General features: G+C 65.6%; 14 protein-coding genes. 6 read left to right on the top strand and 8 right to left on the bottom strand.

The features are described 5' to 3' along the window. Nucleotides 1-161 precede the first annotated feature (161 nt). The gene (locus QXZ85_RS23700) at nt 162-1,124 is read right to left on the bottom strand and encodes a DUF2336 domain-containing protein (RefSeq protein WP_315707186.1); all 963 of its coding nucleotides are present in this window, start codon (nt 1,122-1,124) and stop codon (nt 162-164) included. Between the two features lie 409 nt (nt 1,125-1,533). Between QXZ85_RS23700 and QXZ85_RS23695 the strand changes: the two genes are divergently transcribed. Both QXZ85_RS23695 and QXZ85_RS23690 read left to right on the top strand, forming a co-directional pair. After that, nucleotides 1,534-1,728 (top strand): hypothetical protein, encoded by a 195-nt coding sequence (locus QXZ85_RS23695; RefSeq protein WP_315707187.1) that lies wholly within the window; start codon nt 1,534-1,536, stop codon nt 1,726-1,728. 18 nt (nt 1,729-1,746) lie between these two features. Next, a complete protein-coding gene (locus tag QXZ85_RS23690) occupies nt 1,747-2,508 on the top strand; it encodes a hypothetical protein (protein ID WP_315768054.1) in 762 nt (253 codons plus the stop codon). A gap of 132 nt (nt 2,509-2,640) precedes the next feature. Here the strand turns inward: QXZ85_RS23690 and QXZ85_RS23685 are convergent, their stop codons facing one another. The 5 genes from QXZ85_RS23685 to QXZ85_RS23665 all read right to left on the bottom strand — a co-directional run bounded on the left by QXZ85_RS23685 (nt 2,641) and on the right by QXZ85_RS23665 (nt 8,311). Then, nucleotides 2,641-4,131 (bottom strand): acetyl-CoA hydrolase/transferase family protein, encoded by a 1,491-nt coding sequence (locus tag QXZ85_RS23685; RefSeq protein ID WP_315727848.1) that lies wholly within the window; start codon nt 4,129-4,131, stop codon nt 2,641-2,643. 110 nt (nt 4,132-4,241) lie between these two features. Then, complete coding sequence (locus tag QXZ85_RS23680) at nt 4,242-4,742, bottom strand: CYTH domain-containing protein (protein ID WP_315707193.1); 501 nt, start codon at nt 4,740-4,742, stop codon at nt 4,242-4,244. Nucleotides 4,743-4,855: 113 nt separating this feature from the next. After that, nucleotides 4,856-5,440, bottom strand: coding sequence for a DUF1254 domain-containing protein (locus QXZ85_RS23675; RefSeq protein ID WP_315707194.1), 585 nt, complete (start codon nt 5,438-5,440; stop codon nt 4,856-4,858). Next, on the bottom strand, nt 5,437-6,015 hold the full coding sequence (locus tag QXZ85_RS23670) for a DUF1214 domain-containing protein (protein ID WP_315707190.1): 579 nt from the start codon (nt 6,013-6,015) through the stop codon (nt 5,437-5,439). The genes QXZ85_RS23675 and QXZ85_RS23670 overlap by 4 nt, the downstream gene beginning before the upstream one ends. A gap of 13 nt (nt 6,016-6,028) precedes the next feature. After that, complete coding sequence (locus QXZ85_RS23665; protein WP_315727850.1) at nt 6,029-8,311, bottom strand: PBP1A family penicillin-binding protein; 2,283 nt, start codon at nt 8,309-8,311, stop codon at nt 6,029-6,031. Nucleotides 8,312-8,594: 283 nt separating this feature from the next. Here QXZ85_RS23665 and QXZ85_RS23660 point away from each other — a divergent pair, with 283 nt between their 5' ends. From QXZ85_RS23660 to QXZ85_RS23645, 4 genes are all read left to right on the top strand, one after another. Beyond that, the gene (locus tag QXZ85_RS23660; protein ID WP_315707355.1) at nt 8,595-9,110 is read left to right on the top strand and encodes a YcgN family cysteine cluster protein; all 516 of its coding nucleotides are present in this window, start codon (nt 8,595-8,597) and stop codon (nt 9,108-9,110) included. 179 nt (nt 9,111-9,289) lie between these two features. Next, nucleotides 9,290-10,876 carry an MDR family MFS transporter gene (locus QXZ85_RS23655; protein WP_315707356.1) on the top strand — a complete coding sequence of 529 codons (1,587 nt, stop codon included), beginning with the start codon at nt 9,290-9,292 and terminating at the stop codon, nt 10,874-10,876. A 68-nt stretch (nt 10,877-10,944) separates the two neighbouring features. Next, nucleotides 10,945-11,145: a hypothetical protein gene (locus tag QXZ85_RS23650; protein ID WP_315765775.1), complete on the top strand. Its 201-nt coding sequence runs from the start codon at nt 10,945-10,947 to the stop codon at nt 11,143-11,145. Then, entirely contained in the window at nt 11,142-11,396 is a 255-nt protein-coding gene (locus QXZ85_RS23645; RefSeq protein ID WP_315768048.1) for a hypothetical protein, read from the top strand. Before QXZ85_RS23650 ends, QXZ85_RS23645 begins: the two co-directional genes overlap by 4 nt. Before the next feature lie 39 nt (nt 11,397-11,435). On the opposite strand, the gene QXZ85_RS23640 is transcribed toward QXZ85_RS23645, so the two are convergent. Both QXZ85_RS23640 and QXZ85_RS23635 read right to left on the bottom strand, forming a co-directional pair. After that, on the bottom strand, nt 11,436-13,031 hold the full coding sequence (locus tag QXZ85_RS23640; RefSeq protein WP_315765776.1) for an MBL fold metallo-hydrolase: 1,596 nt from the start codon (nt 13,029-13,031) through the stop codon (nt 11,436-11,438). Between the two features lie 28 nt (nt 13,032-13,059). Next, the gene (locus tag QXZ85_RS23635) at nt 13,060-14,601 is read right to left on the bottom strand and encodes a thymidine phosphorylase family protein (protein WP_315729554.1); all 1,542 of its coding nucleotides are present in this window, start codon (nt 14,599-14,601) and stop codon (nt 13,060-13,062) included. Nucleotides 14,602-14,808 lie beyond the last annotated feature (207 nt).

Below are 14,808 nucleotides of genomic sequence, written 5' to 3'. Positions count from 1 at the left end.
GGTTGGGCCTCGAAGCGTTCCGCCGCATCAAATACGGCACCACTCTGAGGCTCAAAAATGTGTGAATCGAATAGCCCGCAAGGGGAGAGGGCACAGTCACTGGCCCTCCGAATGACGATGCCCCTTTCCAGCAGGGGGCGAATAAGCTGCGAGACCTGTGCTCAGCGCTTGTACCCATCGGTGCCGGTGCGCACGGTGGGCGCCGTGCCTGCCTGCGGTCGCGCCGCGCCGCCGCGGGTACGCTGCCGCTCGTCGTCGTAGAGCGTGGGACGATGCTTGGACCGCGCCGCTGCGGCGAGGGCGGAGCCGCGCCATGCAGCGAGCATGATCAGTGCCGCACGCTCGCTCAGCCGCTCATAGAGGCGCGACAGCCTGAAGACAGTCTGGACGGACTGGCCGAGCTCCGGCTTCAGAAACAACAGCACGCGCTGGAACGCCGCGCTCGGCATGCCCAACGCTTTGGCTGCACATGCCAGCGGTTCGCCCGTGGCATCGTCGACGATCTGGGCCGCGATCCGGCCCGAGAGCAGCAGGCTCTCGCCGAGCTCGGCCGTGAAATTCTCCACGTCGGAAACGAAGGCCGCCATCTCCAACGCTTCGATCGCCCGATTTGCGCGATGTTCGGGAATCCTCATGGCCGGCTTGAGCGGCGTATCGGCCAGACTCTGCAGGATGGCGGTGCGCTCGCTGGCGCTGGCGCCGAAAAACATCTCGCAGAGCTCGGCGGCATCCTTCGGCTGCATCGACAGGCCGGTCGGAGAGGGCTCGACGATGCGAGGCTCGACCGCAGGTCTCGGCAGCATGGATGCCGGAATCGGCGCGGCCTGCGGCAGCGCCTCGTTCTCGCGGGTCGGACGCAGTCCGAGCTTGCGCAGGATCTCGGTCGGCGTCGACGGATAGATCGCAAGGCGCGCGCACACCGCGGCGCGGGTCGCATCATCGACCTCGTCGATCAGTCGCGAGGCGAGCTCGATGAATTGCCGTTCCTCGTCTGCGGAATGCGCGCTCGCCTGCACATAGAGATCGGTCAACACGCGCAAGAGCGTGGGTCGGATGTCGACCCCGTCGCGGCGGGACAACGTCATCAGCCCATCAAGGCCCAGGAAAAGCGATGATCTCGTCATGTCGGGGTACGCAACTTCGGCAATTGTTGCGTCAAATTATCCCCAGTTGTTTTAATAGGCCGTTAAGGAAAATAATTCGTGAAGATCGGCCGAAATTTCCCGGTGCAAGTCTCGCGGTGAGACAAAGGCGCAACGCTTGGCTGCGATCCGCAGCGATGCGTCAGCTCCCCGAGCTGCCGGTTAAGATGCCGTTAACCACGTCCTGATCTTAATCACATTCGTTCGAGGAGCAATTGGCGGCGATGATCGCCGCCGGTTCTCTGCAAGTCTTGAGTGCCGCGCGATCTCGTCTCGCAACGTGTCAGTCGACATGCGGCATCGGTTTGTCGGTTTGCGTGTGCCCCTCTGCCTTTGAAGTTCATGCATGGGGGGATGCAAGGTCACGAACTTCGGGGCAAGAGAGAAGTACATGGCGACCATCATCGAATTTCCGGCTGACGCCGCGCGTCGCGCGCGGTCCGCCGCGACGGGCGCGCCGCAGCAGGGCATGGGGAAGATCCTGATTCTCCCCGTTGTGCGGATCGAGCGCCAAACCTCGGAGCCTAACGACGATCGTGGACCGCGCGAAGGCGCAGCCCCGACTCGCCGCCGTCGCCGTCGGTAAGAGATCATGAGAATTGGAATGCCGGACATCTTGGTTCTGGTCCGGCGCGTCGTGCCGGCTATCACGCTTCTGGCCGCCGGCAGCACGCTCGCCGCCTGCAGCGGCGGCGATTTCGGCCGGACCCGTGCCGATTTCCGCAATGACGACATGCACAAATGGATCGGAGCGGAAGCCACCGCCAGCGTCGGCGTCGCTCCGTCTCAGTTCCAGCTGACGGACAATGAGCGCCAGCTCCGCGATCTCGCTTATCCTCTGATCGAGCCGCCGCATTCCCGCCCCGCCTGGAAGAGCGTGTTCGGTGACTACCAGCCCTCAGCCTCGCCGTGGCGGCAGAAGGTGGTGTTCGACCGCACCGCCTATGGCCGGGCCTTGATCGACGAGCCGCACCGCTCGCACGCCTCGCGCTATGCGCAGCTGATCGACGACGTCCGCGACGACATCACGCGCTTCGAGCCGTTCTTTGCGTCCGCGATTCGCGTCATCGATCTCGACCGCAAGCGTGACGCCAGCATGCGCTACATGGCCGAGCTGTCGCCGCGGGAGAAGGCCGATGCGGTGGCGCGGATGCAGGAGAATTCGCTGATCGTGCAATGGGTGCAGCTCAGCCTGGAGCAGCGCGTCTCGTCCTATCGTTGGGCGCTGGAACGCCTGGTGCTGCAGGCGCCCGACGGAATGGCCGCCGATGCCGACCGCCTGATCGGCGAACTCGCGGCACAGACCGCAAACCCGCCGGTCGCTGCGCGACCGCTGATTCAGCGTCCGCTGACGACGCGAGGCTAATGCAGTCGGAATAAGGAACAGTGTTCCGCCGTCATTGCGAGCGAAGCGAAGCAATCCAGAGCCACCAAGGAAATCTGGATTGCTTCGTCGCTACGCTCCTCGCAATGACGAGATCGCCAAGGGCGACGCTCTTTAGCTGGGCCGAATGACGTTGAACGCCTCCTCGAGCAGATGCGGCGTGTGCTTGCCGGGCGACAGCCGGCAGGCGCGCTCGAAATAATCGGCGAGGGCAGGGCGGAACGACGGATGCGCGGTCTTGTCGATGATGATGCGCGCGCGCTGCTTCGGTGACAGGCCGCGCAGATCGGCGAGGCCCTGTTCGGTCACCAGGATCTGTACGTCGTGCTCGGTGTGGTCGACATGGGTGACCATCGGCACGATGCAGGACAGCGTGCCGTTCTTCGCCGTCGACGGCGTCATGAAGATCGACAGATAGCCGTTGCGGGCGAAGTCGCCGGAACCGCCGATGCCGTTCATGATCGCCGTGCCGCGCACATGGGTCGAATTGACGTTGCCGTAGATGTCGGCCTCGATCAGTCCGTTCATGGCGATGACGCCGAGCCGGCGGATCACCTCCGGATGATTGGAGATTTCCTGCGGCCGCAGCACGATGCGGTCGCGCAGGAATTCGATCTCGCGATTGAATTCGAGCGCGGCTTCGGAGCTGAGCGACAGCGCGGTCGCGGAGGCGAGGTCCATGCGGCCGGAGCGGATCAGGTTCAGCATGCCGTCCTGCAGCACCTCGGTATAAGCCGTCAGATGCGGGAAGGGGCCGTCGTCAAGGCCGGCCATCACGGCGTTGGCGACATTGCCGACACCCGACTGCAGCGGCAGCAGGTTGCGTGGCAGTCGTCCCTGCCGCACCTCGAGCTCGAAGAATTCCAGGATATGGCCGGCGATCGCCTTGGAGGTCGCATCGGGCGCCGCAAATGTCGTGTTGCGGTCCGGCGCGTTGGTTTCGACGATCGCAATGACCTTGTCGGGATTGCAGCGATAGGTGGTCTCGCCGATGCGGTCGCCGGGGGCCAGGATCGGAATCGGCTTGCGGTCCGGCGGCAGACGCGTGCCGTAATAGATGTCATGCATGCCGAGCAGCGCCGGGTTCATCCAGGAATTGACCTCCAGGATGACCTTGTCGGCCTGGTCGAGCCAGGTCTTGTTGTTGCCGATCGAGGTCGAGGGGATCAGGCGTCCATCCGGCAGGATGCCGGCGCATTCGATGACGGCGACATCGAGATGGCCGAGGAAGCCGAACCAGGCGAACTGTGCGACGTGGCTGAGATGGATGTCGAGATATTCCATGCTGCCGGCATTGATGCGCTCGCGCGTGGTCGGATCTGACTGGTAGGGCAGGCGCAGCTCGATGCCGTTGGCCTTGGCGAGCGCGCCGTCGAGCTCGGGCGCGGTCGAGGCGCCGGTCCACACGCTGATGCGAAACGGCTCGCCGCGGCCATGCGCCACTTCGATACGCCGCGCCAGCGCCTGCGGCACCGCCTTCGGGTAGCCTGAGCCGGTGAAGCCGCTCATGCCAACATTGGCGCCCGCCGGGACCAGCGCAGCCGCGTCGTCTGCGGACATCAACTTTGCGCGCAGCGCGTGCGACATCACCAGTGATGAATTCATTATGCCAACACTCCTCCCGATGCCGCTGTCCGCGGCCATAACAGCGAGGCTGTTTAGGGCCCGCATCAACCCTCTGATTTGACCCGCATCAAATTACGGACGTCGGCGGGTCACGCCCCTGCCAGGGACGGTTGGCGGACAATGGCGCGCAGGGCGCGCGGGCCTTCCGCCAGCAGGTTGCTCTTGCTGTAGCGCGGATTGCCGGTGATCTCCTCGCCGACCCAGTCGGGCAGGTGAACGGTTGCGGATTCGCTCGGCAGCTCGATCTCGGCAATCACGACGCCGTCGAGAACGTCCTGATAGACGTCGACCTGCCAGATTCCACTCTGGCCGGGCACGTAGTAGCGGGTCTTTTCCAGGATGCGGCCGCCGCAATGGGCAAAGATCGCCGCGGCATGCTCGCGCGGAATCTCATACTCGAATTCTTCGCGCGAGATCCCCTGACGGCCGCCTTTCACGCACAGCGTGGTGCGATCCCCGTAACAGCGGATGCGAACCTTCAGATCGTGCTCACGGGCGACAAGGCCGTCCCGCAATCGTTCGCTATGGGTCGCCTGGTCCCGCCAGGAGTCGTTCTTGACGAGAAACTTTCGTTCGATTTCGACCGGCATGAGCAGATGAGGGGCGATGCGCTGATGTCGCTGATACGTCATATCAGCTTACCGCAGCAAGCCACTATGCAACAATGGGTGAAGAGCCGGCTCTTGAAGCTTCCACCGGGAGATCAACGCTTGCCGCGCGGCTTTTCGACCTTCGCCGGCGGCTCGCTCTGGATGCCGCATTTGGCCGCCGCGAGCGAGGCCTGGGCCTGCGGCATCAGTCCGGGCTCCGGCGCCAGCGCTTTCAACACGATCAGGCCGGTCGGCGTCGGCGAATCGATGATCAGCCGGTCGGCCGCGGTGATCTCCTCGTCCTCCGGCAGGTCGCCGTGCTGCGCCTCGGTCATCAGGTCGAGCTCGATGACGCGTTTGCCCGCGGAGCGGTCGTTGATCGCATAATAGGCGATCTCGTTGCGCGTGTAGAACGACACCGACGTATAGGCTTGGCTCACCGGCACCGTCAGGTTGAGCGGGCCGTCAGCGAGATCGTAGCGGCAGACGGCGACCGCAAATGCCGGATCCATGAACGGCATCGGCGAGGTGTTGGGATCGGCGAGCGGCAACGGCGTCACCGCGTTGAGCGCGGTCATCGGCGTCAGCCGCGAATAGGCGTCCTGGGTCGCAATCCGCGGCAGCGCCAATACGCTGACCAGATGCACGACGCCGCCGAGCAGCACGCCGACGATGATGGTGAACAGCAGCCGGATCACGGGCACCCCACTGTTCTGATCGAGGGCATCGGCGCGTCGCGCTGGGTGCGCGTCGCGACCCCGACGGGCGTGTCGTAGAGCCGCAGCATCAGCGCATAGCGCTCGATGCCGCCGGTCGGCAGCCAGTTCCCGGAGCGCGAGCGCGAGGCGATGTGGATCTCGAACGAGCCGTCGGCGGCGCGCACGATCTCCTGGCTGGTGAAGCCATAGCGTTGCAGCGCATTGGCGACGAGATGGCCCTTCCGGTCATAGAGCGTCAGAGTCCAGAACCGCGCCGGCGGCGTGACGCCGGAGACGAGGATATCGCAGCGGCCGTCGAGCGGCTTCTTCTTGTCGTCGGTCGTTGCGGAGAAGGCGATGCCGTCGCCGGTGCCGATCGGCAGCTCGCCGTTCCGCGTGATGGTGGCGCGCGCATAGGGGTCGATGTCGGCGGTGCCGGTCTTGGGGCGGGCGGTCCAACTGCCGATCGTCAGCGTGTTGAACTCGGTGCCGCGCGTCGTCGTCATCCAGGTCGCGCCGATGCCGACGCCGGTGGCGATCAGAAGAGCCAGCAAGGTGATGAGGAGCAGCCGCACGGGATCGCTAAAGTCAGTTTTTGCGCAAAGCAGGGTCGGCGTCGCCGGAAGGCGCCGCCGCGGCATAATTTTCCGGGAAGGCGAGCGCGCTTGACGACACCGGCTTGGCCGGCTTCGGGCCGTCGCTAGGGGCAGCCTTGTCCGCGGTTCGGGCGGCGTCGTCGAGCATTTTCTCGACCTGTACCAGGATCTCGGCGCCGCGCCGGGTCAGGACCGGCGGCGGACCCGGCTTGATTTCGGGCGCCTTCGGCGCGCCGGCCGACGCCATGGCCTGCGCCGCACCTTCGCGCGGCAGCTTCTCGCCCATGCCGACGCCGGGCAGTTCCTTGATCTCGACGCCCTCATGCGCGACCGTCATGATGTCGTGCCAGGTCTGCGCCGGCAGCGAGCCGCCGGTCATGCGGTTGGTCGGCGAATAATCGTCGTTGCCGTACCAGACGGCGCAGGTGAAGTTGCCGGTGTAGCCGACGAACCAGGCATCGCGATAGGCGTTGGTGGTGCCGGTCTTGCCGGCGGTCGGAATGCCGTCCAGCGCGGCGCGCCGCGCGGTGCCCTCGCTGACCACGTGGCTCATCATGCCCGCCATGTCGGCGGCGATGGAAGCCGGAATCGCCTGGCGCGGCTTCGGCCCGTCGCGGTCCCAGCGCCAGACCAGATCGCCGGTACCGGTGCGCACTTCGAGGATCGAATGCGGCGTCACCGCCTTGCCCCGGTTCGGGAACGTGGCGTAGGCGACCGCGTGCTCGAGCACGGTGACCTCGTCGGAGCCGATCGGCAGCGACGGCGTATCCGGCAGCGGCGCCTTGATGCCGAAACGGCGCGCCACCTCGATGATCTTGGCCCGGCCGGCCTTGGGTCCCTGCTTGCCGCCGAGCGCGATCGACAGCTTCACCGGCACGACGTTGATCGAGCGCGTGATCGCCTGGGTCAGCGTCACCGTGCCGGAGTAGGAGTGACCATAGTTCTGCGGGCACCAATTGCCGATGCAGACCGGCCCGTCGACGATGGTCGAGGTCGGCTTGTAGCCGTTGAGCAGCGCCGTCGTGTAGACGTAAGGCTTGAAGGACGATCCCGGCTGCCGATAGGCGTCGACCGCGCGATTGAACTGGCTGGCGCCGTAGTCGCGGCCGCCGACCATGGCGCGGACGCCGCCGTCGAGATCGGCGACCACGGTCGCCGCTTGCGTCGCGTGATAGTCGCGGCCGAACTGGCGCAGCTGGTTCTCGATCGCCTCGTCCGCGGCGTGCTGGACGTTCATGTCGATCGAGGTGCGGACGACGAACACGCGCTCGATGTAGGATTTCGGGAACGTGTCGACCAGCTTATGCATCTCGTCGAAGGCGTAGTCGAGGAAGTAGTTTGGCGAGCTTTCGTCGCGGCGATCGACCGCGAAGGCCGGGTTGCGGCGGGCGCCGAACACCTGGCCCTCGGTCATGAAGCCGGCATCGACGAGGTTGTCGAGCACCTGGTTGGCGCGGGCGCGGGCGGCCGGCAGGTTGATGTGGGGGGCGAATTTGGTCGGCGCCTTGAACAGGCCGGCCAGCATCGCCGCTTCCGCGAGGTTGATGTCGCGCACCGACTTGTTGAAGTAGAAATGCGCCGCGCCGTCGACGCCGAAGGTGCCGCCGCCCATATAGGCGCGGTCCAGATAGAGCTTCAGGATCTCGTTCTTGGTGAGCCGGGTCTCCAGCCAGATCGCCAGGAACGCCTCGTTGATCTTGCGCTCGATGGTGCGCTCGTTCGACAGGAACAGGTTCTTGGCGAGCTGCTGGGTGATCGAGGAGCCGCCCTGGCGCACGCCGCCGGCCTGGGCGTTGGTGACCAGCGCGCGGATGGTGCCGGCGACGTCGATGCCGAAATGATCGTAGAAGCGGCGGTCCTCGGTGGCGAGCGTCGCCTTGATCAGATTGTCCGGAAAGTCTTCCAGCGGGATCGAATCATTATGCTTGATTCCGCGGCTGCCGATCGGGTTGCCGTAGCGGTCGAGGAAGGTGACGGCGAGGTCGGACTTCTTCAGCCAATCCTCGTCCGCGGTCTCGCGGAAGGCCGGGATCGCAAGCGCCAGCAGCAGGACGAGGCCGCCGAGCCCGATGGTGGCGGCCTCCGACAGCGGCTCGACGAACACCCAGCGCTTCCAGCCACCGACATAGAAGCGGTCCATGAAGGCGGAATAGCGCTCGTAGAGCTCGCGGACGCCGCGGCCGGACGAGAATAGGGTGGAGTCGATCCGCGCGTCCCAATCCAGCAGCAGATGCCGGAATTTCGTCTTCCACTCTGGTGGGATGATCTGGCGCACGGAAAACCTGGTCTCTACGAAAGCCGATCAGCTGCAAGATGCGCTCGACCACCGGCTGGGCCATCGGATGGTCTTGCGGGACTGTTGCGGCAAACCCATGGCGCTTCGGTTGCGCCGGGCATGACTCGGTGTCTTATCTAGCCGAGCGGGGGGCACAAACCAATGGTGATGCTCACAAATTGATGGGGCAAGCCTCATCTGGTCTCATGGAACCGCGATGTGGCCCTTGCGCCGGCCTGCCGCGCACCCCTAGATGCCGGCCATCTGTGACCCGGACCCAAAAATGACCGCACCGCTCAAACGTCCCTCCGGCCAGGAAGGATCTTTCTGGAAAACCAAGACCTTGGAGGAGATGTCCGAGGCCGAATGGGAGAGCCTGTGCGATGGCTGCGGACGTTGCTGCCTGGAGAAGCTGGAGGACGAGGACACCGGCAGGATCTATTTCACCCACATTGCCTGCAAGCTTCTGGATGCCGGCCTATGTGCCTGCAAAAATTATGAAAATCGTTCCGAAATGGTACCGGATTGCGTTCGTCTGACACCTGAGAATGTTCGCACCATTACCTGGCTGCCGCCGAGCTGCGGCTACCGCTTGGCGGCCGAAGGGCGCGATCTCTATTGGTGGCACCCGCTGATCTCCGGGGATGCTCAGACGGTACATGAGGCCGGCGTGTCCGTGCGCGGCCGGGTCGAAGGCAGCGAGGACAACGTCCCCGTCGACGAGCTCGAGGACCACATCGTGCAGTGGCCGGTGCTGCTGCCCAAGCGTGCCAGGCTGAAGCGCCGGCCCACCAAATAGCGCGCAGAGGGGCCGCTCACTTCGCGCTCGCAGCAACTCACATCGCCGCGACCCGCTGCCCGGTGCAGGCATGCGGCCATGCGCAAGAGCCGCTGCCGCGAGGGAAACTTATCCCTTAGATGATTGGCTGCTCAGCGAATCTTCGCGGTGCCCATCGCGCGCCGGACAACATTATTCCCATGAACAAGTTTGAACGGCAGAGCCGCTATCCTGCCGCCGCCACTTCCGTGCCCGAAGAGATCGCCGCCGAATTGCCGGCGTTGCCGCCGCAGATGCAGGCGATCGAGGACGCGCCGTCGATCGCGCCACAGGCGCCGCTGACCCGGGCCGAGGTTCGCACCATCATCATGAGCCTGCTGCTCACGATGTTCCTGGCCGCGCTCGACCAGACCATCGTGGCCACGGCGCTGCCGACCATCGGCCGCGAGTTCCAGGACGTCGCCAACCTGTCCTGGGTCATCACCGCCTACCTCCTGGCGTCCACTGCGGTGGCCCCGGTGTTCGGCACCTTGAGCGATATCTATGGCCGCCGCGCCATGATCATCACTTCGCTCACTTTGTTCATCGCGGGTTCCGTGGTCTGTGCGCTGGCGCCGAGCATGCCGGTCCTGATCCTTGCCCGCGGCCTGCAGGGGCTCGGTGGCGGCGGCATCATGCCGGTGGTGCAGACGGTCATTTCGGACGTGGTCAGCCCGCGCGAGCGCGGCCAGTACCAGGCCTATTTCAGCAGCGTCTGGATGGTGGCCGGCCTGCTCGGGCCGGTGATCGGCGGCTTCTTCGCCGACCACCTGCACTGGTCGATGATCTTCTGGATCAATCTGCCGCTTGCGATCGGGGCGCTCGCGCTGCTGCTGCCGAACATGGCGCGGATCCCCGTCTATCACCGCATGCGTAAGGTGGATTGGGCCGGCGGCCTGTTGCTGATGGGGTCCGCCGTGGTGTTCATGCTGGTCCTCACCTGGGGCGGCCATAAGCTCGCCTGGCTGTCGCCGACCCTCCTGGCCATGATCGGCACCGCGGTGGCGCTGGCGCTCGTCTTCGTCTGGCATGCGCGCCGCGCGGCCGAGCCGTTCCTTCCCTTGTCCCTGATCGGCGGTACGGTCGTGCCTTACGGCCTGTTGACGAGCGGCTGCGCGCTCGGTGCCATGATCGGGCTCACGGTGTACCTTCCGCTCTATTACGAAGTGGTCTACCACCTGTCCGCCAGCGAAGCCGGGCTCGGGCTCATTCCGCTGGCGGCGATCTCCACGCTGGGTGCGGCCGTTGCCGGCCGCACCATGGCGCGGGTCAAGCACTATAAGCGCGTCGCGATCTTCGGCACCCTGGTCGCGACCGTGGCGGCTGCCGTCATGACGCTCACGACCCCATCGCTCTGGATGCTGCTGCTGCTGCTCTCGGTGTTCGGCATCGGCCTCGGCACGCCGTTTCCGATCTGCGTCGTGTCGCTGCAGAATGCGGTGCCGCGTTCGCAGATCGGCACCATCACGGGCGGAATGAACTTCTTCCGCGCCATGATGTGCTCCTTCACCGTGGCGGCCTTCGGCGCCATCCTGTTGACGGTGTTGGGCGCGGATGTCTCGCTGGCCGAGGGCGCGAGCGGCTCGGTCAGCGGCATCGCGGAAGCCGACATGGTCCACGCCTTCCGCTTCGTCTTCGGTGCGGCCACTGCCATGCTGGGCTGTGCCGCTGTCTGCATGATCCTGATGGAAGAGCGGCCGCTCGCCGGGCCAGCCGCGCGGCCGGAGGCCATCGAGATGGCGGAGTAGCGGGGGCGCAGGCTCAGCGAGCGGCTGCCGGGCTTCTCTGACACGGTGTTGCGTGGTATCGATGTGGCATGACAACCGCTGAAGAGATCGAAAAGGCCGTGGAACAGCTCGCTCCCGCTGAGCTCGTACGGTTTCGGGCGTGGTTTGAGGCGTTTGAGGCACGCAACTTTGATGCCAGGATCGAGCGCGACGCCCGTGCCGGCAGACTTGATGCGTTGGCGGCGGACGCGCTTGCGGAGCACCGCACTGGCCGCTCCCGGGACTTGTGAAACACCGCGCCTCCCAGAGGTTCTGGGCGGCGTATGAGGCGCTGCCGTCAGCAGTTCGACGGCTTGCTGATGAGAATTTCGACCTCCTCAAACGTGATCCGCGCCATCCCTCCCTGCATCTCAAGAAGGTCGGTAACTACTGGTCAGTCCGTGTCGGTCTGCAGTACCGGGCGCTCGCAGTCGAAGTCGAGGACGGATTGCTCTGGTTCTGGATCGGCTCGCATGCCGCCTACGACAGGCTGATTGGCTGACTGCCAATTGGCTTTCACCGCCACCACCCCTGATGAAGATTAGGTGCCTTCCAGCGCCCGCCGCAGCCGGCGGACGATGACGCCGCGGGCGCGGTCGTCGGCGGCCTGCTCGATGCGCGCGTTGATGTCGAGCATGAGCTCCGACATGTCGTTGTGCCAGTCCAGCCGGGTGACCGCCTCCGGCGCGAGCCGGCGGCGGTGGGCGACGTCGAGCGGCATCGGCACCGCGGTTGTGAGCTCATAGACGTCGTCGAGCAGCGGCTCGAACAGTTTTGCCGAGGGAAGGATCCGCTCGGCCACGCGCGCCGCAAGTCCGGAAATCGCGGCGTCTTCGCCATGGACCAGGAACAGGCCGCGGCCGATGGGACGGCGCGCTGCGATCCAGCGTGCGACCTCGGCACTGTCGGCGTGACCGGAGTAGTCGTCCAGCATGCGGATGCGCGCGGCGACCCTGATCTCTTCGCCCTGGATGCGTACCGCCTTGACGCCGTCCTGCAGGAAGCGGCCGAGCGTGCCGCGCGCCTGATAGCCGACCAGGAGCACGGTGGCATGGCTGTTCCAGAGCCAGCGCTTCAGGTGATGACGGATGCGGCCCGCATCGCACATGCCGCTTGCGGCGATGATGATGTGGAAGCCGGTGAGTTTCGCGATCGCCTTGCTTTCGTCGACCGTCTCGGTGAAGCGCAGATGCGGCGAGGAGAGCAGGCGGCTGACATCGATGCTGCTGTCGAGGCTTGCGGCATGCTGCCGGAACACCTCGGTGGCACGGATCGCCAGCGGCGAGTCCAGGAAGATTGGAGCCGGCGCGATCGCGCCGCTGTCCATGAGCGCGACGAGATCGACGATCAGCTCCTGGGTGCGCTCGACCGCGAAGGCCGGGATCAGCAGCGCGCCCTTCGCCGCCGCGGCGTCGCGCACCTCCGCGGCGAGCCGCTCGCGCCGCAGCTCCGGCGTCGTGCGCTCGCGGGTGCGGTCGCCATAGGTGGATTCCGAGAGGACGTAGTCGAACCCCGCCGGCGCCTGCGGATCGGGCTGCAGCAGCTTGGCATCGGGGCCGATGTCGCCTGACACGAGCAGCCGTAGCGGTGAGCCGTCAGCGCCTTCACCCGCAATCTCGATCTCGATCGAGGCGGAGCCGAGCAGGTGGCCGGCATTCCAGTAGCGGGCTCGCACACCGGGGATGACGTCGGTCCAGCTTTCATAGTCGACCGCTTGGAAGGCGCGCATCGCAGCCACCGCGTCGGCCTGGGTATAGATCGGGCTCACCTCGGGACGGCCGCGCGCGGCGTTGCGGCGGTTGAGTGCGAGCACCTCCTGTTCCTGAATGTTGCCGGCGTCCGGCAGCATGTAGGAGCAGAGATCGATGGTGCCGCGCGTCGCCAGGATGCGTCCGCGGAAGCCGTCCTTCACCAGCTTCGGGACCAGGCCGCTGTGGTCGATATGGGCGTGCGTCAGCAGCACGGCGTCGATGTCGGAAGGGCGGAACGGGAAGTCGCCGTAGTTCAACTCCTTGAGCGTTTTCTGGCCCTGGAACAGGCCGCAATCGACGAGAAAACGACCGGCATCCGTTTGCAGGAGATAGCAGGCACCGGTCACGGTGTGCGCTGCGCCGCAAAACCGCAATGTGACGCTCATAATTTGCGCTCCGAATCGTCGCTCGCCATCACCGTGTGCCGCCGTCGAGGAACGGCGACGGACCCAGCGTATAGCCGTCGGCCGCCTTGGCCGCCGCGGCGGCGAGATCATGCTCCGAGGGATCGCAGGTGAACACGCGATAAAGCGGCTCGCCCTGCTCGACACTGTCGCCGATCTTCTTGAACAGGCGGATGCCGGCGCCCTTGTTGATCGGGGCGCCGGCGGTGCGCGCCAGCCGGTTCAGCTGCAGGCAGTCGATCGCGCTGATGACGCCGTCGCGCTCGGCCTTGACGTCGAAGGCAAGATCGCCGAGCCGGCTCTGGCATTCCGGCGGCCCCTGCGCGTCGATGATCTTCTGCATCTGCTTCATGGCCGCGCCGCTGTCGAGCAGGTCGCGCGCGCGACCGTAGCCGGCGCCGCCGCGCAATTGCGGGTCGTATTCGAGCAGATGCGCGGCCAGCCGCAGCGACTTCTCGCGCAGATCGGCCGGCGCCGCCGGGTCATTGGCGAGGACCGCCATCACGTCTCTCGCCTCCAGCACCGGACCGATCCCGTTGCCGATCGGCTGGCGGCCATCGGTCGTGATCACCTCGACGGCGATGCCGAAGCGGCCCCCGACGAACTCGAACAGCTTGCGCAGCCGCATCGCCTCCGCGCCGCTGGTCAGCTTGGCGGTCGGCCCGACCGGCAGGTCGACCAACAGATGCGTGGAGCCGGCGGCAAGCTTCTTGGACATGATCGAGGCGACCATCTGCTCGCGGGTGTCCAGGCTAAGCGGACGCTCGACCGAGATCAGGATGTCATCCGCCGGCGACAGGTTCACGTGACCGCCCCAGATCAGGCAGCCGTTGCAGGCGGCGACGATCGATTTCATTTCCTCGGCACTGACATTGACCCGTGCAAGCACTTCCATCGTGTCGGCGGTCCCGGCCGGCGATGTGATCGCCCGCGATGATGTCTTCGGGATCGGGAGGCCATGGGCGGCGACGATCGGCACCACGACCATCGATGTGCGGTTGCCCGGAATGCCGCCGATGCAATGCTTGTCGACGACGATGGGCGCGTTCCATTTCAGCTGCGTGCCGGCGCTGGCCATGGCGCCGGTCAATGCCAGCAGTTCGCCCGAGGTCATGAAGCTCGCGGAGCCGATCAGGAAGGCTGCGATCTCCATGTCCGAGTAGCGGTAATGGCAGAGGTCCTCAATGACGGAGGCAATGGCCTTGTCGCTGAAGGTCTCACCGCGGATCTTGGCGCGGACGGCTTCCAGGCTCTCGGGAGGTGTAGCGGGCGAAACGCTCGCGAGGGTGCCGACCGGCTCGGCAAAGCGGCGCAGCGCTGGTTCGGACAGGCCGATTTCGTCGGGCCCGACCAGGCCGTCATCGTCCGTGATCAGGAGCGTGGCGAGCAGGACGCGCGAATTGCAGCGCAGCTCGACGCGGCTGAAGCCGCGGAAGACCTCGGGCCGCAGCGCCCTGGACCGGCGTGAAATCACCACGACGTTTTCGCGCCCCGTATCCAGGGCGACGCTTCGGATGCGGAGCTGCGGACGTGAGGTATCGGGAGCGGTCATGGGCCACAAATTGGATCGGGAACGTCATCCATAAGCCACTGGTTCGAGACGCCTTTGACCCAGATCATGCAGGTGCGATCGGCGTGCGGATGTCGCGGAATCTTGGCAATATTGGCCGGTCTATTCGATCGAATTAACCTATTTTTCAACCCGATCTCCGAGGGTCCATCGACTCGAAGCCCCTTCATTTGTACGTCCCAGAATGAC

This window comes from Bradyrhizobium sp. SZCCHNGR1005 (assembly GCF_032489995.1).
GTDB lineage: Bacteria > Pseudomonadota > Alphaproteobacteria > Rhizobiales > Xanthobacteraceae > Bradyrhizobium.
This window is presented reverse-complemented; position numbering and strand designations above follow the sequence as displayed.